This window comes from Acidithiobacillus thiooxidans ATCC 19377 (assembly GCF_009662475.1).
Classification (GTDB): domain Bacteria; phylum Pseudomonadota; class Gammaproteobacteria; order Acidithiobacillales; family Acidithiobacillaceae; genus Acidithiobacillus; species Acidithiobacillus thiooxidans.
In genome coordinates this window covers 1,722,932-1,745,345 of record NZ_CP045571.1, presented here as the reverse complement: position 1 = coordinate 1,745,345, position 22,414 = coordinate 1,722,932, and the positions used below count along the sequence as shown (strand labels likewise).

The window sequence follows — 22,414 nt, the reverse complement described above, 5'->3', positions numbered from 1 at the left end:
ATATAGAGAGCCCCCAGGAATAAACCACCTTGCCGAGTCCTACTCGGCAGGGTGGTGATGCATCAATAATTCAAGTGAGCGGGGACCAGGCCGGCAAAATCGATACCTGATTCCATGATGGCTTTCACCAGGGCTTCTTTCTTATCAGTGAAGACCTTGCTTTCCAGCTTTTCGGAGATGCCCAACTCATCGCAGACCGCGCGAATCTGGGCTTTGGTGAGCAGCTTTAGGTAATCCGCATCCATCTTCCAGAAGTCTCCCAGGTTCGGGCGAAGGTAGTGGAGGATGCTTTGCACTTCGGAATGCTGCAAACTGTCAAAGGCGGTAGCCGCAGAGGCTGCAGACAGGCGCAGGGCCATGTCTTTGCTATCAATATCCGAACAAAGGGCCTCAAAGCTACTGGATTGCACATCGTATTTCTTCAGTACCGATTCGATTTTGTACTTATCGGTCGTCGAAGAACGTCCATTAATAACAAGGGCCAGCAAAATGGTACGGCCTTTTTCCAGATCGGCCGCTATCATCTTTTTCGCCACCATGTTCCAGAGGTTCCGGCGGTATTCGATAATCGCGCTGCTGATAAACTGTGTTTCCGCAGGGGTCGAAGAGCCGCAGCAAGAACCGGTGTTATCCTGATTGTTCTCACCGCAACTCGCGTTTTCCAGCCCGTCATCATCCAGTCCAGGCGATGCGCCTGTCTCGACAGAATCAGGTCCGGTAGTTGGGGCGATCACTGGAGCCGGATGTGCTGCAGCCACCTTTTGGGCGTGACAGTCAAGGTCAAAGCAAATATCCTGTTCGACTTCGCCTTCATGTCCGGGGGTCAGCCAGACTACCGCGCCATATTTGGCACAGGAGTGGCAGGACCGGAACTGGTCACAACCGACACCATGGCCACCCTGTTCGGACAGTTTGGTAAAGTTTTCCTGCGTGTCCTGCAGACTGACGACGCGAACGGTTTGGACGTTTTCCTTCAACGCTTCCGCCTTGATGTTCGCCGCTTCCTCCGTTTTTTTGGAGAAGCAATCGGCGTTGGTGCAAAAACTGTCATCGGCCACCAGTTCGGAAAAGAGGGAGGATTGCACGGCCGTGTTAAAGCGGCATTGTGCGCATTCCGCACGGTCGAAAATGGCAGAACTCAACTTCTGCGTCAGCTTGGCCAGGAAGTGTTTGACTTCGACGACGCTCAGATTATTGGCAACAATCTTTTCCAGCGCTTTGTCCTGATTTTCGGTTTCCGGAACGGTTGCCAGCAACTCGGCAATGCCCAATTTGATCTTCCGTTCTGCAAGCGCATCACGGACCTTCTGGCTGCAGGCAGACAAGGCGACCCGACGGCGTAGCTTGTCTTCGGTCCATCCCAGATGGATCGCCGCTTCCACAATGTCACCTTTCATCTTGCGGAGGATTTTGGCGGCGGCCTCACATTCCTCAGCAGGACTCATATCGGCCCGGACGCTGTTTTCGATGAGAGCGATCTCATCTTCGTCTCCGTCCACCAGGTGGACTGGGACTTTATCTAATTTCAGCGTTTGCGCGGCACGAAAACGACGGTGCCCCGCCATGATGGTGTATTTGCCCTCGGCATTTTGACGTACAGCAATAGGTTGCAAGATGCCGTTCGCTTTAATGCTGCGGGTCAGCTCCTGCATCTCCTCCTCGTCAAAGTAACGACGGGGGTTGACGCCTTCTACGATGCTGCTGACGACTACTTCCATGATTTACTCCTTTACCAGACTGAGGATATGGTCCATGTATTCGCATGGACCGCTAGAGTTCTTTTCACCGTATTGTTCGATGGTGATTTCGTTTCCGGACAGATCGGTATGGACATCAAGGGTTGTTCCTTCTGTGTCCATATCCACGATGGTAATTCTGACGCGAGCCTTTGCGGCCTCGTTCATCATGACCTCATGGATTAAACCGCCTTCCATCACAATAACGACTTCGTGATCTTTTTCAGTGCTATACATAAAAACTCCTTTTTGCAGGTCCAATCACGACTGGTTACAACAGCCGCAGCATGCCGAGATTGGAAGTTGAAAATATCAGGCCGGGTCTATTTTGATCGTCGGCCGGTCATCAAGGGGTGTGGTGCATTTCGCGCTGAAACGCGCGATTCTCGGGTATTGAGGTGAAGGCGACATATCCACACAAAAGACGTACATCCCCATCCTCCCATCGGAGATTTTTCGATGAAATGGGGGACTGCGCGTTGATGATGCGAGGACTATGACGCGATATTAGGGAAGGTACAGGATGGCACTGGATACAGTGCTTATCCTGAGAGGGGATTACAGCAGGTGTTCGATAACTTTGACCAGAGGGGCGAAAATCGGGCTGGAAGAGGCCGCCAATATGCCGATGATTACCATGTAAACTTGCATGATTTTAAACTTGCTATCCATTTTGGTTTCCAGCACTTTGATTTCAGCGCGAAGATCGATCTTCGTTGTCTGGATCTCGCTCTTCGTCGCGTGAATTTCGCTTTGAAGTTCGATTTTCGTCGCTTGGATCTCGCTCTTCGTCTCACGAATTTCGCTTTGAAGTTCGTTCTTTGTCGCGTGAATTTCATTTTGAAGCTCACGTTTGGTCAGCAGGATTTCGTGCCTGAGATCTTTTCGGGCTGCCAAAATCTCTTGCGTTAATTCCTGCTTGGTAGCCAGGTTATTAATCACTGTTCGAATGTCATCCACCACGGACTGAGCGGCCTCAGTCGCGGTATCTGTGGAGACTTTCGCCTCAACGAGAGCCTTGTACAAGGCTACTGGTGATTTCCATGTGCTCATATACAAGATATTACTCCTTTGTTTCTGAGGATCGCAACGCCTTACAGAACGTTCTTTGAATGCCTGCATAATGTGATTGTGGAAGTATTACGCAGGCTTGTTCAATCAATTAAGCCAGGTCTATTTTGACCGCCGGGCGACCATCAATGGTTGTGGTGCATTTTGCGCTGAAACGCGCGATTTCCGGGTATTGACCGCCGCCAACTTTTGGCATCAGACGCGCTGCGAACATCGTTTCTTCTGCATCAGGATTGGCGCGAATGGCTAATTGGGCCATCCACAGCACGTTCCATAAGCGGTCTTCGCTCGGTTCGAAAATATGTTTTTTGGAGTCTTCCCCAGGACGCCAGCGAATCAGCGCAAAAGCCTCACTGGAAAAAATGACGGTGTGAATGAAGCCAGCATCCATGCTGATTTCTTGAGGGACCTCCGTATCCATTTCGACAAAATGAATCGGGGTGGTACGTTGGAAAGATTGCGTGTGCAACATGACAAGGCTCCTTGTAAGGAGCGGGTGGCCCAGGCGGGCCTAATCCCGCAAGGGTAAGAGTGCAGAGAAATTTCTGCAGTTTGAATAGCCCGATAACCGTGAGCGCCGGGGTACAGGGTACCAGAAAGGTTAATGTGCTTTTCTTTATTGATAAACAAAGAAAAGCACACAATCCTTTTGGGATGTGTGCTTGCTTATGAGGGCAGCTTTTGCCGCCGTTTAATTAAGAACAGAACCATGTCACTTGGAACCGTGTTGTATTTTCCTCTGGCGTTCCTGGCGTTCTCCCATGTAGATGATGAATGCGGTCATACCGACGCATCCGCTACAAAGAACCAGGGCCGCATAGAGCAGTGCATTGAATGCATCCATGATTTCCTACCCCTATAAATTAATAATACGCATATCATTATACCACATGAGATACACGCATCGTTCTTAAGGAGCAGGGCCGGCCCAAGCGTCGAGGACGAAGGCGCAACCACGGATGACTACCCAAGCGCCGGCTGCAACGACGGCGGCTTCCATGGTGTTGGAAAACCAGCCAGCAGCAAAAATAGCAACCGCAGAACCGTGAGCAACATGGGTTAAATCCTTAGCCAAACGGCGAGCCGCGAATTTCCAGTCCATGTTAGCCTCCTGGTGCATTGTCCAGACAATGCGAGAGCGTGAACCCATGCGACTGGAATGTGTCTTCCCATACGGGAATACACCCGCATGGGAGAGATAAGTTGATGTGAATAATGAGAGGGAATTAGTCATCCCAACTGAGCGAACCGCCGGTCTGGTATTCCGTTACCCGGGTTTCAAAGAAATTCTTTTCCTTTTTCAGGTCCATCATTTCACTCATCCACGGGAAAGGGTTTTGTATACCGGGATATTGCTGAGGCAAACCGAGTTGTGCCAGGCGCCGATTGCCAATGAATCGGACGTATTCCTTGAATACGTGGGCATTCAGGCCAAGCACGCCGCGCGGCATTGTGTCATCGGCATATGCCGATTCCAGTTCCACCCCGCGACGAATCAGACCAATGATTTCCTGCTGAAAGGCTTCCGTCCATAGGTGTGGATTTTCGGCCTTTAACTGATTGGCCAGGTCAATGCCAAAATTACAATGCATGGATTCATCCCGCAGAATGTATTGATACTGTTCTGCAGAACCCATCATTTTGTTTTGCCGGCCCATTGCCAGAATTTGACTGAAACCTACATAGAAAAAAAGACCTTCCATGATGGCCGCAAAAACGATGATGGAACGCAAGATGGTCTGGTCGTTTTCGAAAGTCCCCGTTTTGAAATGGGGGTCCGCAAGCACATCAATGAATGGCATGAGAAAGGTATCCTTATCCCGTACCGATGGGACCTCGTGATACATATTAAAAATCTCGCCTTCATCCAGGCCCAGACTTTCCACGATGTATTGATAGGCGAAAGTATGAATACTTTCGTCAAAAGCCTGCCGCAACATGAACTGGCGGCATTCCGGCGCAGTAATGTGCCGATAGGTGCCCAGGACAATGTTGTTGGCGGCGAGGCTGTCTGCCGTCACAAAAAATCCGAGATTACGCTTGATAATACGGCGTTCATCGTCCGTGAGGCCCTTGGGATCTTTCCAGAGAGCGATATCACGGGACATCTGAATTTCCTGGGGCATCCAGTGATTGGCGCAGGCGGCGAGATACTTGTCCCAAGCCCACTGATACTTGAAAGGGACCAGTTGATTGACGTCCGCACGCCCATTGATGATACGTTTGTCTTCAAGGTTGACGCGCATTTGAACCTCCTTCCATACTGGCTATCAAGTAGGTGCCAGGCGCTACAGAATAAAGGCGTAGGCCGGCCGCTTTGATGGCTGCACGCGCTTGTTGAATGGTACTAAAAAAATTCTCCCCGCGTATGGAACACGGACTGTCTCCAAAGAAACTGATCCATGCATCATTTACGGGAGACCAGATAAGATGCATTTTACTCATGAGACAACCTCCTTTTGCTGAAACTGTACAACACGCGCAATGACACCAGAACGGCAATGGCCAGTAGAATGATTAGGATGGCATTAGCATGGTGCTTGGAATAAATAGCCAGCACTAACTCCCGAATGGTAATGGTCGCTGCGACATCCAATGCCATGCCCACGTTAATGTGTTGTTTGTGGTCCAGATTAAGCACCACAAAAACCATTTCGAGAACGATTATCGTGTCAAGAACGCGGACAATGGTGCCTTCCGTCATGGCGTCCAGTATGGTGGCATCCCAAATACTGTCGATGACAAAAACCCCCGTTTTAGCTAACAAATAAAAACCCGTACCGAGTAAAAGCAGGGCCATCAACATGGCGATGAAATGCGTACTGCGGATGATGCGATCAGATGTCCTCATCATTGCCGCTACCGTCCACATTGAAATTGGATTCATCCATGCTGTCATGATTGATATTCATGTAGTCGGGCACATCGAAGTTCAGGCAACTGTCATCCAGCACCTGGAAGTCATCGTCTGCGGGTTGTAGAAAATCAACATCTGACAGGGTATTTGCGGGAGGTTCCGTTGGATAGACGGTGCTGGTTGAGGCATTGCGCGGTGCTTTTTGAGGGGCCTTGTTGGAGCTCCGTGGTGCAGAGCGGCGCCGTGGTGCGGGTTTCGAAGCCGCTGAACGTTGGGTTGGTTGGGTTGGCGCATAGGCAGCTGTGGTGACCGTGTGTGGAACCGGAGCCGCCGGAGCCGTTGGTGTTGGGGCAGGTTTTGGGGCTGCCGCTGCGTTTTGTGTGTTCGAAGTTTTCTGTAGCGCAATGTGGCCGATGGTGACCAGGGCAACAAACACGCACAAGAGTATCAAGGCGTAAATCAACATGATTAGGCTCCTTTGAATTCGAGGGAAACGGCCTCGTTCCGTGGTAAAAGCCAAAGAAAGTGTTTATCAAGATGCGGGCCTTGATAAACACTTGCGTCTGGTGTTTCTGGAAAGGGCTTATGCTTAAACGGGACGTTATGGGCGGTAAAGCGGATGAAAGTACTGATTAGTGATGGCTGGATGTGGATGCAGCCATGGCGCAGCCAACGTCAAAAGGCTGAAAGGTGGCGGTTTCAAGTTTGAAGTGCAACACCGCTGTTTAACTGCCTGATTTGCTGTGCCATCACTTCGGCTGGAGTTCGGAATCCCAAGGATTTCCTGGGCCGATTATTGAGTTCCTCCGCTACCTGAGTCAAACGCCGTTGCGAATATTCGGATAAGTCCGTGCCCTTGGGGAAATACTGACGCAGTAGGCCATTCGTATTTTCATTGGTCGGACGCTGCCAGGGGCTATGTGGGTCAGCGAAATAAACACATATGCCCGTATTTCGCTCCAGTTCCTGATGCCGAGCCATTTCGCGGCCCTGATCATAGGTGAGCGTTTGCCGGAAGCTCTTGGGCAGCGTACGCAAACGCCGCGTAAAGCTTTCCAGGATCGCTTCTGCCGTAGCATCCTCCACTCGCGCGAGGATGACGAAGCGACTGCTACGATCCACTAACGTGCCAATAGCACTGGCATTGAATGCCCCCTTGATCAGGTCGCCTTCCCAGTGACCGGGTACTTCGCGAGCTTGTGCTTCCTCCGGGCGCTCACGGATTGAGCGCATGTTCGTGATCCCGCCACGACGGTCTTTACCTCGTGTGCGGGGCTTGCGTTTGCTGTGCCCTCTGCGCAGCCCTGCAATCAATGCCTTGCGCAGTTCACCCGCCGAGTGGGCATAGATAAACTGGTAAATAGTCTCATGAGAGACGTGCCACTGTTTGTCTTCGGGATAGTCCATCCGCAACCTCCCCGCTATCTGCTCCGGTGACCACTTCCTTTGCAGAATAGCGTGTGTCACCGCGAGGGTTAAAGGCGAACCTTCAGTCAACTTCCTGACTCCCTTGCGTCGGCGCCTCTGCGCTTCTTCCCGAGCGCATACGGCGTCATAGGTCTCTTCCACACGACCTCGCTGAATCTCCCGACTGATCGTGCTAGGGCTTCGGCCCAACTGCCTGGCAATGCCACGAATACTCAGCCCCTGATTCAATCCACGCTGTATCTGGTTTCGCTGATCGGGCAACAATTGCCTGTATTTTCTGGCCATCTCTCACCTCCGTCTGCCTTCGACCAGAGGTGTTGCACTTCATTTTAGAGCGCGCCGGTTATCCGAGTGGTTGATAGATCGGAATATGGACCCTGTAAGGATCGGCTGTGAATTTATTTTTTGAAACAGTTTTTAATTCTGTGGCGATATGCTTTGTTGGTCATCAGTTCGTAAGCGAAAGCGCCTAGTATGACGACAATGCCAAAAATGGCGGCATAACCTAAGTCGGCTGTATTACCGCAAAAGATGGCGACACCCGTCACGATAAGAATGCAGTTGCCCAGGAATGTGCCCAGATCAGTCATCAGGTTGACCTTGGCGTTCCGTCAAAACACAAATGACTATGGAGTGTTTTGGTAGGTTTTGTGTGTCTGGTTTGTCTTTGGAGATTCCATTCGTTTCATGCTGTCGGATTTCTCTCTTGACTATGTATGCAACGATACCGACCATTATGGATGCGATAACGATGATGCCAGCACCGCCAACCATTAGACCGTCCGGTATATTCATGATATTGCTCCTGCATACCCAAAGCACGTAGCGTAAGAATGGAACCCGTTTTAGCGGGCTCCATCGGGTTTACTTTTTTGATTTGAAATGATCCGGGTGCTTCATGTACATATAAAGCAGCCACCCGAGTAATATAAAAACATCGACCATAGCGGCATAGCCAATATCCTGTGTGTTGCCAAAGAAAATGGCCATGAACATGATAATCAGTATGCCGTTACCGACGACTTTGGATGCGAAATCCTCATAATCGTTCATTTTCCACTCCTGTGGTCAATGATATCAAAGATAATTGCTACTACGCCTAGCACAAATGTAGCCGTAATACTCACTGGATCTGCCGAGCCTGTTAAGGCCATTTTAGCAAGACCAGCAATAGCTGCATAGGCTGCATGAGTAGCTATTTGCTTGTAGTTCATAACTTGCTCCTTGCCGACAAACGGCGTTAACTGGCGTCCCAAACGAAGAAACACCACGCGCCGCGTCCGGCCTCGTGGGTGTAATACCCACGAGGGGGAACATCTTAAATCCAGCCTTTGGTGATCAGTGCCCGACGAATCGGGACGCTGATGAGATAGCCGGTTGCTATGCACAAGAAAAAAATGAGGAGTATCATGAGAATATCTCCTCGATTTCTGTGAATGTGATAATCACAGGTTTAACCTTGATGTGCGTGGGGATATGGACCGGCTTTTGAATCTTCAAGACCGAATGATCAATCTTGATTTTTTCAGGATGTGCCTGAGCCATGGTGGTGATACCACTAACCATAAAAAGAGCTACAAAGAGCAAGCTTTTCATACCTCTACCTCCTCAATATCTGTGAAGAAACCTTCTCTTTCTCCCCAGATGCTGTTAAACCGTTCCATGGCTTTTTCGGCCTCTTCCCGGTTTTCAAAACGGGCCATCTGACCGGATAGTCGGGTTGTCCCGTTCAGTCCGAATAAAAGCCCGCCTTCACGGTTGGTAACCACATATTGGTTCATGCTGCACCTCCCAAGAGTTGGCGGCGATTTTCGAGGGCTCCCAAGTCCTCACGGACCTGGAGTTCTTCCTTACAGAGTTTTAGAAAAACTCTGCAAGCCCTATTCATGCTGCTGTCGGTGCCGAACTGGCACCTGATTTCGTCTGCTTTGGCATAAATTGCGCCATTACTGGCGCTCTTTAACCAATTTTCAAATATTTTGCGAGGATTATGCATGGTGTATCTCCTAGAAAAAGGGGCACACCATGGCCCCAAAGGGGTAGGTGTACCCCGTTGGGTAAGAAAGCAGACCGGATGGCCTGCTGATGGAATCCCAGCTATGACGCTGCTGGTGGTCGCTCTTGATAAACCACAAGAGTAGGGAATACCGCAGGAACCGTGTTTGTGACAGTTGCTGTGGTATGCTCTCCGTTATGGTAAAACAATTGCTTTAATCATTAGTGAGGTTTTTCATGAAACCAATTTTTGAATTTTGTGAGGCCGCTCAGCGCATCAGAAACCGCAAGGGTGGCAGTGAGATAGAGAAAAATGCTTTATTGGCTATTTTGGAAGGTCGGCCTGATGATGCAGATCGTTTGGTTGACATGATGCGTAAAAGAAATGCGATGAAACTGTCGCTTGTCAAAATGGATTCGAGATAGTATTTCTTGCTCATGAACATGGCTTTTGACGTTGGTTTGTCAAAATATGTCATTGGTTTCTGTTTCTAAAATCAGGTTGGTGATTCTATGGATCCAGCAGAGGTGATGCTTTCTGAAGGAAGTGATATTACTCAGGCTTTTATAGAAGCTGAGGATGGACGCATTTTGTTCACTGGTAATGGCAAGAAATTCTGGTGGCCAAAATTCAGGTATGCAGGGGTTGACCCACGAAAAATCAAAACCAAGACAGATTTACAATATGCCGTACGTCGTGTCGCGGTTATAGCTTTTCGAGAGACGACTGACGAGTCTGAAAAAGATTTACGGATAAAGCGTTTTATGAGTCCTTGTGAGCGCGCGGCATTGAAATGTCTGACAGCCGCACCAGAAGAACTGGTAGCGGCAGTCAATGAGTATGAGCAGGTCAGAAATGACACTAAATGACCTTGTAAACGGAAACCGCTTCTTTATACCGGCGGATATACCGTTTAGATATATTGGATTCTCCATTATCCTGGATCATTCGTTGGAACGCTAAAATAAGCGGTCGTATTTCATCTTTAGATGCACGCATCAGGAAGTCATCCCAATGCCGCTCATCCATGGCAAAAACTTCTTCAATGGTAATCATGGTGTTTCTCCTTTGAGTAAAGGGCACACCATGGCCCCCAATGGAGGTGGTGTAGCCCATTGGGCGGAAAACAGACCGGGTGGCCTGCTGAGTGATTCCCGGCTATAACGCTGCCGGTGGTCGCCTTTGTTGAACCACAAAGGTAAGGAATACCAAAGGGATCGAGCGGATGACGATCGCTGTGGTATTCTGACTTTTGTGGGTTGCTTTTAAGGACTGTTTTATGAAAAGTATGCAGGAATTGTTACAGGAGTGTGGTTTTTCCGATACGCAAGCAAAGGCGCTGCTGGTTGACATGGAGAAAGAATTAGGCAGTTTCTCTTTGCGAACCATTTCGGAAAACCTGATACAAGACACGGATAGCGGAACTTTCAGAATCACGAGAAGGGCTGAGCCAGAGTACGCGCGATTGTTTGCCCTGGCGGGGATGAATATGCATGATTATTTGAGAAACCGTAATACCTTTTTTAAGGCGTTCCGTAGGGCTAATAGTTTAGCGTTTGACAGACTTATCCAATCTGGGCATGGGTCTTGATAATGGGTATGCCAAACCATGAAAGAGGTTGGGATACTTTGTGTGATACACTTCTAATGTAGCATTCACATTGAGAGGTTGATTGCCATGTTGCATTTCGCTGGAAAAACAATTCTTACTGCGCAACAAGAAAAAGAGTTCATCCAACTAGGTGGTACATCTGCTGACAAAGTGGTTTTCAATGAAGCAGAACTTGGGGAAGCGCTTGCAAAATCCATAGAAGCCATTGCCGATGTTGGCAGATATGATGTGCTTGAAAAAATCTATGAGGCAGCAAGAATGGAGAATCCAAACTTGCCGGCCATTGATGACATTGATATGCCCGACTAGGCTATATTCATTTTTAAGATGAGATCCTTCTCAGGATCGTAGCCAGGAGCACGCCGGGCAGCATTTATAATATACTTTAAATCTTTTATCTCATCTTCCGGCATTCCCGATTGATATATGGCGTTTAATGTTTCGTTGGGTGCCTCCAAAGCCATCTTTAGAGCCATATACTTAAGTCCTTTTTGCCTTTTAGCTTCGATGATGTTCATGATGTGTCTCCATTAAATAGAAGGGCACACCATGGCCCTATAGGGTTGGTGTACCCTATAGGGTGGATAGCAGGCTCGATAACCTGCGGATGGAATCCCCGGTATAACGCTCCGGGTAGTCGCTCTTGATAAACCGTAAGAGTAGGGAATATCAAAATATCTTGGTTCTAGGTATTTTGATATTGCTTACGCGCAGTTTTGATAAACCCCAGAATGGTCTGGGGAGTTTCGGAAAATTTATTGCTTTGATTAAGCATCGTTTATCGAATGTACGAGCGCGTCAACATCAACGTCACTATCCATGATGTCCGTAATGTAGCTGTTTTCGCCAATTGGATTACCGCGAAGCTGCTCGGCTTCGGGTATTTCTTCCCATGTTGAATCTCCATTGTCCATTTGTGTTTCGCGGACAAGTAATTCGGCCATTTGCATGCACTGATAAAGACTCATCTTGCCAGTGACATACTGGATGGCCATGTCTGGGTCTACCGCCACCCAAAGCCAAATATTGATTGATTCACTAGGCACGCAATCCATCCAAACAACCAGGTAAAAATCCCCGTTTCCGGTCTGACGCAAGCTAATGAATCTGCGCTGGTGAGTCACCAGATCCTCAATTAACACTGATTCGTTCAAATCAGAAAAATCTTTTTTCATCAAAGTGTCTCCATAGCGATTTGAATCAGCGCGACATGAATATGTCACGCTGATCTGGTAATGATTAACTGGCCTTCTTCTTAGCGGCCTTCTTGATGATTTCAACACGGTCTTTTAACCAGTCATCGTTATGCACAATAAACTCGTTGATGACCGAACCAAGATCGTCAAAATAACAATCTTCACGGATGACGGGTTCCTTACCGTCCTCTTCCAGGGCGACCACATAGGCATCTGCAGCACGGTCCAGAGTGACGGACAAGGTGCCTTTTTGGTTTTCCTGTTCAATATGAAAAACCAGTTTTGGCAAAAGATGCGTGTCCGCATCTTCGGTCACATCAAAGATCTGAACAGGTTTTTTCCATGCACCGGCATCAATTAGTACCTGAGTGATACGGCGGCGCGAATCGGCAGGCAAATTCGCCAGTTGTTCGGCCATATCCTGCAGATATTGTGAAGCATCGGCGGTAATGCCAGGAATTTTAGAGGCTTGTTCTCCGAGATGGTACACCTTGGAGACAAAACCATTTTCGTGCTTCTCTTCAACGGGGTCGCTCAAGCGCTTGCCATCAAAACGGCGTCTTTGATACGGGGTGACTTTCACCTTGTCCCCAACCGAAGGCACCTGGTCAAGGTTGTTCAGGTCAAAGGCAACAAAAATCGCTTTTCGGCCTTCCTGGACAACAACAACATCCTCTTCGATGGCAATGACTTTTCCTTCGACCGCTTGGAAGTCACTCAAACCGAGCATGCTGTTTCCGCCGTTGATGGGGTCGCAAACGCGGTATTGGTATCTGCGAAAATTTCCACCCACGCTGTAGGCGGCACGGCGAATAATGGCAACGGCTTCGCTTTCATTCATAAAAATTCTCCTGTTTAGGTTATGTTGCTGCGGTTAAATGGACTTTCGTAGTGGTCTGCAGCTTCCTGAATAATTGCTGCGATACGAGAGTCACATTGTTGATGGCGACGCATTTCAGCGTGCATGCGCAAACTTTGCGCTGTGGGTAATCCATCTTCCAGGGGCAGATCAATCTCCTGCCCGGTGGTAGCGGCTATATGGGCGTAACGCCCTACCTCGGTATGGTGAATGGTAATTTTCATGGGTTGCTCCTTTTTTGCGGTAGTAAGCGCGCAAATAGGAAGTGAGAATCCTGGATGCCCCAGGTGGCGTGATAATGCCTTATTCCCATAAAGAGAAGCATGGGAATAAGGGCTTGCCAGCGTGAGGCTGGCAAACACTTATTTATGCGTGTTCATTGGTTGGTTGGTTTATTTCTGTGCTGCAATCGCCATGATTTTAGCGATTTCGGCTTTCCACCGTTGCAGTCTTGGCAAATCCAGTCATCCCAGAATGCTTTGTCATCCTGATATTCCTCCTCTGAAATGTCCCAACAGAGAAGAATGCCACAGGTATTGCAGATGGGGGTGACGGCCCCTGGCATTGTGCTGTTTACGCGCGTGATAGCCATAAATGCTCACTTACACTGACCGGCGTTGTAGAAGGATTCTTCAGCGTCTTCGGTCATCAAGCAACCGCATTCAGCGCATTCCTTATACCCAGATTTGGTGAAAAGCGAGTTATGACCGTTAGGGCAAAAGATGAACCGTTTTTCGGGAGAGTCTGGATAGTTCTGCCGAAACTCTTCCAGTTCTTCCTCAAATTCTCGGCTCCATTCTGCATATTCCCGTTCTTCCGAATCGGCGAGTTGCGCCTCGAAAAAACCATCGTCGTACGCCGCGTGAAGCATGACAGGGAGATCATTGGGCCGGGATGTTTTGGTGGTGAAGGCCGCCTTGCCAGCATCGAAAGCCCATGCTTGAGCGGTTTTGATGGCCTGCTCAATTTCGAATGAATCCGCATGGGTCATATTCAGTATGCAAAAGCGTGCATGATGGATAAGGGCTTCGGTCATTTCAAGCATGATCCAGCTCCTTTCCCAGACAGAGGGCTTCGTATCTGGCGTCATCGTAACCTTCCTGGTAGGCCTTACGAAGGTGTGCAGGCAGGTATCCGGGTGCTGAGGACTGTCTTGCACCGGCAGATTGCCCGGCTTTGTAGGCGAAATTTTGTGCGGTGATGAGTTCCCATTCAATGTCATGGAACTCGGCGCTGGTCATGCGCAGAATCAAGAAACGGGCATGATGCATAAGGGCTTCAGTCATTTCAAACATGATCCAGCTCCTTTTCGGGCATCAGGTCCAGGTTCTTTAACCAACCCTGAACCTTGCCGAAACATGCATCGGTAAGGGTCCAGTCAGGCACGCCACCATCGAGGCAGAGGCCGTGCCCAAAAGGGTGATTGTCGAGCAGGGTGGACAGGTTATATCTGGAAACAAATTGCCCCAGATCGGAGAAGAGGTAGCGTGTGTCATAAAACTCAACCATTGGTTCAGTCCTTCCATGAACCAGGCAAAGGTTTCGCCCATAGTGGTCGCCTTGGTGAACAATACGCACGGCCCAGAGAAATTTGTCCATAAACAGCCGGACAGGTAGGTATGTTTTAGTAGTCATGGGTGTCTCCTGTGAAAACGCGAAAGGCAGAGGCCTTTGTGGAAATCCCGGTACGCCCGGGTAGCGTTTAAAAAACAGGATGGCCGCAGAATGCGGGCATGCAGAAACACACCCTAGTGGATAGGCTTCTGCATGCAGATTCTTGGGGATTGCTTAGAGATAGAGTTTGTTTTCTAGAGAAAAGACAAAGCATCCCTAGAAACGGAATGCCCGTTTTTTGAAAGCGCCCATATGAAACGGCTCTTGCGCCTGGTGTAACGCCGCCCGAGCCAGAAAAGGGCGACACCATGACTAAATATATCATGGTGTCGGTGATTGTCAATTGTGTTGCCATGTGGTAAAGCAACGGGCATCTTATGCTTTAGACAGGAAGCAAAATTCCGGCAAAGCATTCTTCAGAGAGTGCTTTTTCACATACAGACAGGAGAACTTTGACAGCGAGGTTTTTCATCCCGTTAGGCCCTAGATCATAGTTTTCAGGCTGTGCCAGGGCTTTTGTGTATTCCGCACCAAAAGGTTCAGCGATTTCATAATAGAACAATACACCGTCGAAATAAGGCTCTCCCATGTAGAAAATGGCATCCAGAAATGCGCTGTGGCAAACGATCTTGCTGACCAATTCACTCTGACCAGATGTGCTTGTTAGGGTGTCTTTTTGCTCATTCGTTAGCTTTTCAAATGTGTTGACGAATCCCATGGTTATATATGCCACGGTCAAAGGGTCTCTGTCATCAGAAGTCATGTAATCCAGTCCTAATTCTCGCCAGATTGCATCACTACCTGTGACCTCTGGCAGATGTAATTTATTGACCTCATCTGCCTGGAAACGGGTGGCTTCTTCGATAATCGTCCATCCTTTTTCGTTGGACCAATAACCACATTCATCGTTTGAAACCGCTTCGTTTGGGGAGTAAGCTACTACATATTTTTTTGTCATAAATAAATCCTCTTTTTGCTGATAGCCGTTTTACACGGCTGGTAATATCGGTTTTATTGAGAGAACATCCCCCACAAAGATGTTTGTGGGGGGGTGTTGGGTTTAACTGGGTCCGCAACTATCCCCGAAAGCACCGGGAGGCAGTTCCCAATGGTTCAGCACAATCGGTTCTTCGTAATAATCCCGCATGGCGATGCCTGCGTAAGAACCTTTACTTGTTGGGTAGGGGGTGCCTTTTTTGATGCGTTCCTTGATGGGGTAAACACGATGGATCGTGCAACCGAAACGCTCTTCGTAGTACATCAAGCTTTCGGTGCCATCAGGGTCCATCGCATGTACGGTTGCCCATTGGTTGTCATTACCAAAGATGCATTTCATGCAACTGGTTCGGCAAAAGCCAAGATGGTATGCAGGATGTGGATTGATCTGATATTTCTGGATTATGTCCCACACGGCTTTTTCATCCAGGTGATGAACAGGGCGCCAATGGTCGATGTGCCGTGCCTTCTTGCCATTCCGACAGTCTGCACGATGCACTTCCATCGTCGCATATTTTGCTCTGGCTGGGGATTCTTCGGCGCGTTCGCCGGTTATAAAGAGCGTTTTACTGTGCTCGAAACGCGGATCCGTGCGCAAAGCAGATGCGGCCACGTCAATTTTGAGGTAGGCACTACACCAGCGGACACTGAGGTTGGCAGACACTTGTGGAAATTTCATGCGCGTGCCGTCAGGCCCGTTGCCACCAGAGGACACAAGACCGTTTGGTGTTTCCGCATAGGTCTTGGCCGTAGGTGTTTGGTCGCGCAACATTTCACGCTTGAAACCACCATCTTTCCAGGAAAAATAAATGGGGATGCCGAAGTGTTTAGCTACAGCCCGACAATAGCTTTCCGTGATGGGCCAATCCATGAAATGACTGCCACCTGATTTACCATCAATCAGGTGGTGCCACAATTCGATTTTGCTGCGCGATTCTTGGCTTATTTCCAGAACTGTTAACAAGCAGGCCAGGGAATCTTTGCCGCCCGAGAAACCAATGACAATACGGTCATAGTCGGCAAAGTTGGGATGCTGACAGGATAGGGCTTCCATGATGCTTCACCCGGCCAGGCAGTGATGTATCGCTACCAATGGCCAAGCGGGGTAACCATGTAGGCATTTTCCGTCAGGCTCAATGTTTTCACATCCATCCGTTGCTTCAGCAACACCGTTTCTTTCCATGGCGCTGATAACGTCAAAGCACGGAATCATGCCGCGTTTGAGTGTCACCCAATATCCACCACTGTGATCATTCATGCGGTGCGCGATGTACGCTTCCACAGAAACACCTTCCTTAATTTTGCGATATTCCTGCCATTTCCCAGAAACGATATTGCGCCTGAGCACTTTTCGGTCAGACCGGATCAATAAAGCTGTTCCAGTTTTCATGTTAAATATCCGCGCCACTTCAGACGCGGACTGCGTATGACACTTGGCCATTATGGTCTCCTTGAGGTTGTAGTCCCGTTTATGGACTAAATATGGTGAAGATCAGCGTCAGTCTGTAATGATGCCTGGTGTTCCCAGTAATCATCCCATTGCTGTTGTTCCAATTCAGGGGGATCTTCAAAACACCCACAAGGGCAGGTGTCGGAAGTGAGTCCATGGCAGCAATATTCGCTACCTAATTCATCGTCGTTTTCCTCGCAGTAATAGCCCTGTTGTTTGGCGATAGCGATGGCGGCTTCTGTATCTTCTACAGACATCATCTCTACCCAACCGTCAAAATTGGTGTGGAAAAGTGTGCCCCAGACGATATCGGACTGACCACAACCGCGTGTAGCGATAGCAGCAAATTTTTCAATTTGCTGAGTGAGTTCCTCATGATTCATAGAGTTTTCTCCAAGAAAAAGCGCATGGACTTTTCAGTGCATGCGCTTTGTAATGTGGTGAAGCGAAAGCTTGGTTATGTGTTATTCCTCATCAGAAAATTCACAACCAAAATGCGACGCGGCGAACCATGCCCAATCATGATCGGTGTTGCTCACCAGCTGACCATTTCGAGGCCAATTTCAGCGACTCGGTTTTTGGCTACATCGTTTAATTCACTCATGGTTGCTCCTTGTTGAGAAAAGCAGCTTGTTAGGCTGCGCTTTGTTGCTGCTGTATGCATTCACGCGCAAAGACCATTGCTTCATCAATAACGGACTGTGGCACATAGCTGTAATGACTGAGAGTTTCTCCACTCTCTGCAGCCTTGCAAATAGAGGTGTTATAGAGCTTGCCATCCTCTTTTCGGCGACCACCCCAGGTGTCTTGTTTTTTGATGCGCACATCGAATTTTCCTGGACGATCTGTAAAAATACTCCCAGAAAATACAATCAAAAATTTTCCGCAGGAAGACCACTTTTCCTTAATCATTCAGCACCTCCACGGTTTTTGTGTTTGGACTTGCGGCTGTAAGCTTTGGCGTTTTTCTCCACCCGGGTAGGGTGGATACCAAAGCGCGGTTTGAGGCGAGGTAACTCGCCTTTCACGATGACTTTATTCATCTTCAATCTCCTGTTCAAGACGATCATAAATCTCGTCAAGTTGGCTGATGGCGACTTCAATACGCCGTTCGGCTTCCGCCTGAGAGTCGCAATCGTCGCCCAGTTCGCGCATGATGAAGGTAAACAGTCCGTCACCGGCTTGCTCCACTTCATCCATGGTGGTCATCTCGGCATATTCGCCCTCTTCATAAATTCTGAGGACGGCTTTTTGGTAGGGATTAAACATTGTCATACTCCTTTTATGGGGTGATTGACCATGCAGGGCATGGTGAGGGGTATTGGCCTGCTGCTGATAGGCCAATAGATTCAATCGGCGTGGGCCGCCGTTGCCTTAAAAAGGTGCTTTGAGTAGCGGTAGGGGCTACTCAAAACACCCTATGCAAAAGCGTAGGGTGTTTTTTATGACTAAAAATTATACAAAATATGTTTGTAGCTATCCAAAAGTCCTGCAGAAAAAAGGGCCTCATGAAGCTCATCGCTAACACGATCTTTGCTCATGTTCATGTCATCGAACCGATTAATGATGGTAAGTTGAATGGCATGACTGATGATGTCGGATATCTGATCCGTGGAAAGGGATACTTTTTTAGTACCATTCTCCATAATCAGTTCGTCGTCAAACGTGCTAATTGGGATTTCAATTTCGTCTTGCATGGTTTTCTCCTGAAATAGAGAGGTGACATAAGCGCCATCCTCTGGCGCTTATCTTTTGGGTTGCTTACAGCTTGGAAACATCCAGAATGTAGTCGGCCATTTCCCATAGTTCCGGGGTCTGACTGACAAAATACTCACGGGTGTAACCACCCAACTTGAGCACTTCCCGCTTCATGTGCATGAAACGGCGCTTGCGGTCGGGGTCCAAGGCGCCATCGGCTTCATCGGTAAAAAGTGTGGCGTATTGCTGACCGGATTCCTTGGCCAGGAACAGGGCAATGGCCCGGGTCATGGCTTCATTAATCCAGACGCGCTCGCCGCCTGACATTTTTTCAACGCTCTTGGATTCCTGCGTTTCCGCATCGAACACCGCAATATCAAAACCTTCGCGGTCTTCGCCCTTGGCATTGGTGGTTTGGGTCTGGATAGATACCGTAAAACGCGGTCCATAACAGGCCATCAACAAATCATTGGCATACGCCGACAGGGTTGGCCCTACATCGTCAATGGACAGCGCGATAATGCCATCATTGCCGAAGGCTTTGATGAACATTTCCCAGTGCCTCATTTCCTCTCCCATCCGGTTTACCTGGTCTTGGAGCGCGGATATGTCGTTCGCTGCGGAAAGCAGGGATTGCGCTTGCGCCTTGGCATCAATCAAGCGGTTCTGGCTTTGCTGGATAGCCGTTTCTATCCTTTCCAGGGTATCACTTGCCAATTTGCAGGCGCTTTCTCTCTCTGCTTTTGACTGTATATCCGGCAGAACGATGGCGGACAATTCTGTGACAATCCGTTGAATTTCCGCATCCAGATTCGCCGTCTCTTCTGCAAATTCCTGGGGTAAGGCGGTGATTGCCGCTTGAAATGCGGTGGTTGCCTGGGCTTTGCGCGCGGTTTTTTCGGCCTGCTCGCGCTGTTTAGCCGCGAGCGTTTCTGACCATTGCGCCAACTGTTTTTCAGCCTGTTCCAGCAGTGATGCTTCCATCACTAAAGGATGGATACTGGCCAGGGTCGATTGTATGGCCTTTAACCGGTTTTTGCAGGCGACCAGCTCCGGATCCTCGGCGGAGGCCGCTGTTAAAGCGGCCCGTTTTTGGTCCAGTGCTTCTTTCGCCGCACGATATTTTTCCCGCAACGTCGATATCTGGATGGTGATGGGCTGGATTTTCTCGCCCGCAGCGCGGGCATCCGCCAACAATTTACAGCGTTGCGCCAGGTCCGTACCCGAACAGGGGACTTCCTGAATCAAGGCCGATTGGCGTTCTGCATCGGCTTTTTCCCGCGACAGGTTTTCGCCGTTGGCCTTGATGACGCTGAGATCCTGGGCTTGTTGGGTGATGGTGTTTTGCAATGCCTGAGCATGCGCAATTTGCGCGGATAAGGCCGACTCCCTTTTTTCAATCTCTTGCTGGGTATGCTCCATTTGCACGCGTAAAGCCTGTTCCTGCTGAACAGCGTCTTGAATGGACTTCGCCCGAGATTGCAAATCCTGGAGCTTTTGTATTTCCGCTTCAGCTGTCTCCATGGACTTTTGCAGAGAGAGGATATCCCGCTCCAGGCTGATGGTTTCCCGTTGATGCTCGGATTCCAGTTGCTGTTGCTTTTGTACCTGTTGCGCCTGCAATTTACGCAGACGCTCTTCCAGGTGGGCTTTGCTTTGTTCCAGACTGGCTTTGCGGGCAATGACGCTTTCGCTTTGCTGGATTTGTGCCGTGATGGCCGCCAATTGCCGCTCCGCTTCGCGCAGCTGCGTATGGGCGGTCTGCTTTTCGGTCTGTAGTTGCGCAATGGTGTTTTCCATTTCGCTGACTTGATGCAGAGCGGCTTCGTGTTGGCGTTTGGCCATTTGGGCCATACCCAGTTTTTCCTGTTGCGTGGACAATTCTGCCTTGAGCAGGTTTTTGACCTGGGCCGCCTTTTTGCCGAGTTCCTTGATGGAATCCAGGCCGAGTAACTCCGCCATGAGTCCCTTGATTTCGGCATTACCATAACTGGAAATGGGTTTGCGATTTTGCGCGGAGAAAACGCTGGTGAAAAAGGTGTCCGGACTGCCGAGAATGCTTTCCAGCACTTTATCGTAGGTATCCGTTTTCCCATCGCTGACGAGGTTGCCGTTTGCGGCCGGTTCGCTATTGTCGTTTTCATCCAGCACAAAAAGATAGGCTTCTGTCTTGCGACGTTTGCCGTTCTGGAATTTGAATAAAGACCGATAGCGAATGCCAGCATGCTCCCAAAAAAGTTCCTTGCAGGCTTCCTCACTACTGAGTTGTTCATAAAAACTGAAGGCGTTCGGGCTGTAAGAGCCGCCGGCCCTGGAGGGCATGATGCGATACGGGTGTAAGTTGTCCATGATGGTGGACTTTCCAGACCCATTAGGCCCAACCAGGGCGACTAGCAGGCCCGCAGAAAGATCGGGCAGATCCAACGTGAGTTTGTCCCGTTTCCGGCCCGAGTAAATGCCGGCGAACCCTTCAAGAGTGAGTTTCAGCGGATTCATCAGTTTGCGCGGGAAACCCCGGCATTCATGCCGGGGGTGGATAGCGCGGCGGTCGATGACCGCCCCATTCCCGCATCTCCTTTTAAGTATGCGCTACGCAGTGAAACTTCCAAGCATTGAACGTGAGAAACCGGCATTCTGCTGGTTTCGCTTTTTGTGTGAGTCGTTTTCCATTTTCGATGCAATGCAGGCTGATTCGGTCTTTCAGAATTCCGCCGACATAGGCCAGTCCCCATTTGGCATGACGCACCAGAGAGCCGCGCTTGAAGCCGTGGCTGCGGGTGCCGCCGTAGGGTAGCCGTTCACCGCCTTTTTGCGGTTGCAGACGGTGTAGTTGCCGACGATGTAACCGAATCGGTTGGATGCAGAGCAGATCCCGATTGTCCGGAGATTCCACTCCACCCACAATGTCCCAGGCGATTACCCAGGAATCCACACAATGCGCAGCGAAGGTCTCTGCGAGTTTATTGCTGGTCTTTTTCAATCCCAGCCTGTCCCGCAGCGTCTTCGTTTCGAATCCAGCCCGCAGATGCAAGGTCACGCCCATGTGCCGGATTTCTTCGTAGAACCAGTCCTTGCCTACTTGCAGAGGCGAAAAGGACACATTCCATTTCCGTTTACCTTTTCGGGTAGCCGCCTGCACATCTTCTACGCCAATATCCGTTACTGGAAATAAGGCGCAGAGCCAGTGGAGCACCCGCAACTTCCAGCCCCAACGGGCCTTTGTTGAGGGCGGTATCCGGTTTTCTTTACGCATCATGGCGTTGGCAGGTCCCGGCTTGCGACACGGGGTCTTACGAAATCGCCGCCCGCGCCGCATTTCGGATCGGGTTTTCACCGCATCCTTGACCTGGGTGACGGCTTCTGTCTGTATGTTCAGATAAGTGTGCGCCCGTGACTTGACGGTAAACCCTTCCCGTTTGGAACCCGGATCCACAGCAGCCACGACGGACTGCGTTTTCTGACCGGATGGCGCACGGTTCAGGCGTATGCAGAACACGCCCTTTTTGAAAAAAGGCGTGGCCTCTCCGCGCTGTATCCACCGTCGTGCCCGCGAAGGCGTTGTCGGCATCAACGGTGTTTTTCCGTCCCGGTCCATGACCGGAACGAACACCGTTTTTCCTGTTTTTTGAGATTGCTGATTCATAAATTCTCCTATAACAATAAGCCGGTTCTTGCGAACCGTGTGTACACCTCTTCGCCACTATCCGTCGTCTTGCGCAGGAATGAGAGGGGTGTTCCTACTACGACTTGCGGCACCACCCGCGACGGCTCAGTTGCATTCCAACGTCCCTGCTTTCGCAGTTACGCACCGCATGACTCCACGGTCTTTGCCAGGCTAGTCTTTCGCACCAGAAACTGCTTGGTTCCTGCCACAAACCCTGTTGGTTTCAAGGCTTGCAAC

The 22,414-nt window shown here is 49.6% G+C and carries 38 protein-coding genes; 4 read left to right on the top strand and 34 right to left on the bottom strand.

Annotation, left to right across the window (positions count from 1 at the left end):
• Nucleotides 1-62: 62 nt before the first annotated feature.
• The 16 genes from GCD22_RS09240 to GCD22_RS09170 form a co-directional block, all read right to left on the bottom strand.
• Nucleotides 63-1,718 carry a PRTRC system ParB family protein gene (locus tag GCD22_RS09240; protein WP_051690654.1) on the bottom strand — a complete coding sequence of 552 codons (1,656 nt, stop codon included), beginning with the start codon at nt 1,716-1,718 and terminating at the stop codon, nt 63-65.
• A 3-nt stretch (nt 1,719-1,721) separates the two neighbouring features.
• Complete coding sequence (locus GCD22_RS09235) at nt 1,722-1,973, bottom strand: hypothetical protein (RefSeq protein ID WP_031573230.1); 252 nt, start codon at nt 1,971-1,973, stop codon at nt 1,722-1,724.
• 321 nt (nt 1,974-2,294) lie between these two features.
• On the bottom strand, nt 2,295-2,789 hold the full coding sequence (locus GCD22_RS09230; protein ID WP_031572423.1) for a hypothetical protein: 495 nt from the start codon (nt 2,787-2,789) through the stop codon (nt 2,295-2,297).
• A gap of 109 nt (nt 2,790-2,898) precedes the next feature.
• Nucleotides 2,899-3,279 (bottom strand): hypothetical protein, encoded by a 381-nt coding sequence (locus GCD22_RS09225; RefSeq protein WP_031572424.1) that lies wholly within the window; start codon nt 3,277-3,279, stop codon nt 2,899-2,901.
• A 240-nt stretch (nt 3,280-3,519) separates the two neighbouring features.
• Entirely contained in the window at nt 3,520-3,651 is a 132-nt protein-coding gene (locus GCD22_RS18740) for a hypothetical protein (RefSeq protein WP_254892639.1), read from the bottom strand.
• Between the two features lie 66 nt (nt 3,652-3,717).
• A complete protein-coding gene (locus tag GCD22_RS09220; RefSeq protein ID WP_024895243.1) occupies nt 3,718-3,909 on the bottom strand; it encodes a hypothetical protein in 192 nt (63 codons plus the stop codon).
• Between the two features lie 124 nt (nt 3,910-4,033).
• The gene (locus GCD22_RS09215) at nt 4,034-5,053 is read right to left on the bottom strand and encodes a ribonucleotide-diphosphate reductase subunit beta (RefSeq protein WP_031572425.1); all 1,020 of its coding nucleotides are present in this window, start codon (nt 5,051-5,053) and stop codon (nt 4,034-4,036) included.
• Between the two features lie 191 nt (nt 5,054-5,244).
• Nucleotides 5,245-5,661 (bottom strand): hypothetical protein, encoded by a 417-nt coding sequence (locus GCD22_RS09210; protein ID WP_035210572.1) that lies wholly within the window; start codon nt 5,659-5,661, stop codon nt 5,245-5,247.
• A complete protein-coding gene (locus tag GCD22_RS09205; RefSeq protein ID WP_153940741.1) occupies nt 5,645-6,130 on the bottom strand; it encodes a hypothetical protein in 486 nt (161 codons plus the stop codon). Before GCD22_RS09205 ends, GCD22_RS09210 begins: the two co-directional genes overlap by 17 nt.
• A 233-nt stretch (nt 6,131-6,363) precedes the next feature.
• Entirely contained in the window at nt 6,364-7,377 is a 1,014-nt protein-coding gene (locus tag GCD22_RS09200) for an IS30-like element ISCARN114 family transposase (protein ID WP_153940740.1), read from the bottom strand.
• 113 nt (nt 7,378-7,490) lie between these two features.
• The gene (locus GCD22_RS09195) at nt 7,491-7,682 is read right to left on the bottom strand and encodes a hypothetical protein (protein WP_153940739.1); all 192 of its coding nucleotides are present in this window, start codon (nt 7,680-7,682) and stop codon (nt 7,491-7,493) included.
• Nucleotides 7,675-7,887, bottom strand: coding sequence for a hypothetical protein (locus GCD22_RS09190; protein ID WP_153940738.1), 213 nt, complete (start codon nt 7,885-7,887; stop codon nt 7,675-7,677). Before GCD22_RS09190 ends, GCD22_RS09195 begins: the two co-directional genes overlap by 8 nt.
• 69 nt (nt 7,888-7,956) lie before the next feature.
• Nucleotides 7,957-8,145, bottom strand: coding sequence for a hypothetical protein (locus tag GCD22_RS09185; RefSeq protein ID WP_024895237.1), 189 nt, complete (start codon nt 8,143-8,145; stop codon nt 7,957-7,959).
• Complete coding sequence (locus GCD22_RS09180; RefSeq protein ID WP_153940737.1) at nt 8,142-8,306, bottom strand: hypothetical protein; 165 nt, start codon at nt 8,304-8,306, stop codon at nt 8,142-8,144. The genes GCD22_RS09185 and GCD22_RS09180 overlap by 4 nt, the downstream gene beginning before the upstream one ends.
• 193 nt (nt 8,307-8,499) lie before the next feature.
• Nucleotides 8,500-8,688 carry a hypothetical protein gene (locus GCD22_RS09175; RefSeq protein ID WP_024895236.1) on the bottom strand — a complete coding sequence of 63 codons (189 nt, stop codon included), beginning with the start codon at nt 8,686-8,688 and terminating at the stop codon, nt 8,500-8,502.
• Nucleotides 8,685-8,873 carry a hypothetical protein gene (locus GCD22_RS09170; RefSeq protein WP_024895235.1) on the bottom strand — a complete coding sequence of 63 codons (189 nt, stop codon included), beginning with the start codon at nt 8,871-8,873 and terminating at the stop codon, nt 8,685-8,687. Before GCD22_RS09170 ends, GCD22_RS09175 begins: the two co-directional genes overlap by 4 nt.
• A gap of 451 nt (nt 8,874-9,324) precedes the next feature.
• On the opposite strand from GCD22_RS09170, the gene GCD22_RS09165 reads away from it, so the two are divergent.
• A complete protein-coding gene (locus GCD22_RS09165) occupies nt 9,325-9,513 on the top strand; it encodes a hypothetical protein (RefSeq protein WP_024895233.1) in 189 nt (62 codons plus the stop codon).
• An 87-nt stretch (nt 9,514-9,600) separates the two neighbouring features.
• Complete coding sequence (locus tag GCD22_RS09160) at nt 9,601-9,957, top strand: hypothetical protein (protein WP_024895232.1); 357 nt, start codon at nt 9,601-9,603, stop codon at nt 9,955-9,957.
• Here the strand turns inward: GCD22_RS09160 and GCD22_RS09155 are convergent.
• Nucleotides 9,950-10,144 (bottom strand): hypothetical protein, encoded by a 195-nt coding sequence (locus tag GCD22_RS09155; protein WP_024895231.1) that lies wholly within the window; start codon nt 10,142-10,144, stop codon nt 9,950-9,952. The two genes, GCD22_RS09160 and GCD22_RS09155, sit on opposite strands and share 8 nt — an antisense overlap.
• 223 nt (nt 10,145-10,367) lie before the next feature.
• Between GCD22_RS09155 and GCD22_RS09150 the strand changes: the two genes are divergently transcribed.
• Both GCD22_RS09150 and GCD22_RS09145 read left to right on the top strand, forming a co-directional pair.
• Nucleotides 10,368-10,679 carry a hypothetical protein gene (locus GCD22_RS09150; RefSeq protein WP_024895230.1) on the top strand — a complete coding sequence of 104 codons (312 nt, stop codon included), beginning with the start codon at nt 10,368-10,370 and terminating at the stop codon, nt 10,677-10,679.
• A gap of 87 nt (nt 10,680-10,766) precedes the next feature.
• A complete protein-coding gene (locus tag GCD22_RS09145) occupies nt 10,767-11,009 on the top strand; it encodes a hypothetical protein (RefSeq protein WP_024895229.1) in 243 nt (80 codons plus the stop codon).
• On the opposite strand, the gene GCD22_RS09140 is transcribed toward GCD22_RS09145, so the two are convergent.
• The 17 genes from GCD22_RS09140 to GCD22_RS09065 all read right to left on the bottom strand — a co-directional run bounded on the left by GCD22_RS09140 (nt 11,006) and on the right by GCD22_RS09065 (nt 22,156).
• Nucleotides 11,006-11,218 (bottom strand): hypothetical protein, encoded by a 213-nt coding sequence (locus GCD22_RS09140; RefSeq protein WP_024895228.1) that lies wholly within the window; start codon nt 11,216-11,218, stop codon nt 11,006-11,008. The two genes, GCD22_RS09145 and GCD22_RS09140, sit on opposite strands and share 4 nt — an antisense overlap.
• Nucleotides 11,219-11,467: 249 nt before the next feature.
• A complete protein-coding gene (locus GCD22_RS09135; RefSeq protein WP_024895227.1) occupies nt 11,468-11,875 on the bottom strand; it encodes a hypothetical protein in 408 nt (135 codons plus the stop codon).
• A gap of 64 nt (nt 11,876-11,939) precedes the next feature.
• Nucleotides 11,940-12,737: a KfrB domain-containing protein gene (locus tag GCD22_RS09130; protein WP_153940736.1), complete on the bottom strand. Its 798-nt coding sequence runs from the start codon at nt 12,735-12,737 to the stop codon at nt 11,940-11,942.
• Nucleotides 12,738-12,751: 14 nt separating this feature from the next.
• The gene (locus GCD22_RS09125) at nt 12,752-12,979 is read right to left on the bottom strand and encodes a hypothetical protein (protein WP_024895224.1); all 228 of its coding nucleotides are present in this window, start codon (nt 12,977-12,979) and stop codon (nt 12,752-12,754) included.
• Nucleotides 12,980-13,353: 374 nt separating this feature from the next.
• Nucleotides 13,354-13,800 carry a hypothetical protein gene (locus GCD22_RS09120; RefSeq protein WP_024895223.1) on the bottom strand — a complete coding sequence of 149 codons (447 nt, stop codon included), beginning with the start codon at nt 13,798-13,800 and terminating at the stop codon, nt 13,354-13,356.
• Entirely contained in the window at nt 13,793-14,050 is a 258-nt protein-coding gene (locus GCD22_RS09115) for a hypothetical protein (protein ID WP_024895222.1), read from the bottom strand. Before GCD22_RS09115 ends, GCD22_RS09120 begins: the two co-directional genes overlap by 8 nt.
• Nucleotides 14,043-14,390, bottom strand: a complete 348-nt coding sequence (locus tag GCD22_RS09110) for a hypothetical protein (RefSeq protein ID WP_024895221.1) — start codon at nt 14,388-14,390, stop codon at nt 14,043-14,045. Before GCD22_RS09110 ends, GCD22_RS09115 begins: the two co-directional genes overlap by 8 nt.
• Nucleotides 14,391-14,751: 361 nt before the next feature.
• A complete protein-coding gene (locus GCD22_RS09105) occupies nt 14,752-15,327 on the bottom strand; it encodes a hypothetical protein (RefSeq protein WP_142086237.1) in 576 nt (191 codons plus the stop codon).
• A 102-nt stretch (nt 15,328-15,429) separates the two neighbouring features.
• Entirely contained in the window at nt 15,430-16,419 is a 990-nt protein-coding gene (locus tag GCD22_RS09100; protein WP_024895265.1) for a phosphoadenosine phosphosulfate reductase family protein, read from the bottom strand.
• Between the two features lie 6 nt (nt 16,420-16,425).
• The gene (locus GCD22_RS09095; protein WP_153940735.1) at nt 16,426-16,755 is read right to left on the bottom strand and encodes a hypothetical protein; all 330 of its coding nucleotides are present in this window, start codon (nt 16,753-16,755) and stop codon (nt 16,426-16,428) included.
• A gap of 86 nt (nt 16,756-16,841) precedes the next feature.
• Entirely contained in the window at nt 16,842-17,198 is a 357-nt protein-coding gene (locus GCD22_RS09090; protein WP_024895263.1) for a hypothetical protein, read from the bottom strand.
• A gap of 250 nt (nt 17,199-17,448) precedes the next feature.
• Nucleotides 17,449-17,727, bottom strand: coding sequence for a hypothetical protein (locus GCD22_RS09085; RefSeq protein WP_024895262.1), 279 nt, complete (start codon nt 17,725-17,727; stop codon nt 17,449-17,451).
• Entirely contained in the window at nt 17,724-17,858 is a 135-nt protein-coding gene (locus tag GCD22_RS18735; protein WP_268745817.1) for a hypothetical protein, read from the bottom strand. Before GCD22_RS18735 ends, GCD22_RS09085 begins: the two co-directional genes overlap by 4 nt.
• Nucleotides 17,851-18,084 (bottom strand): hypothetical protein, encoded by a 234-nt coding sequence (locus GCD22_RS09080; RefSeq protein ID WP_024895261.1) that lies wholly within the window; start codon nt 18,082-18,084, stop codon nt 17,851-17,853. The genes GCD22_RS18735 and GCD22_RS09080 overlap by 8 nt, the downstream gene beginning before the upstream one ends.
• A 179-nt stretch (nt 18,085-18,263) precedes the next feature.
• Complete coding sequence (locus tag GCD22_RS09075) at nt 18,264-18,512, bottom strand: hypothetical protein (protein WP_142086235.1); 249 nt, start codon at nt 18,510-18,512, stop codon at nt 18,264-18,266.
• Between the two features lie 64 nt (nt 18,513-18,576).
• Entirely contained in the window at nt 18,577-21,009 is a 2,433-nt protein-coding gene (locus tag GCD22_RS09070) for an AAA family ATPase (protein ID WP_153940734.1), read from the bottom strand.
• A gap of 82 nt (nt 21,010-21,091) precedes the next feature.
• On the bottom strand, nt 21,092-22,156 hold the full coding sequence (locus tag GCD22_RS09065) for an RRXRR domain-containing protein (protein WP_081576746.1): 1,065 nt from the start codon (nt 22,154-22,156) through the stop codon (nt 21,092-21,094).
• Between the last annotated feature and the right edge of the window lie 258 nt (nt 22,157-22,414).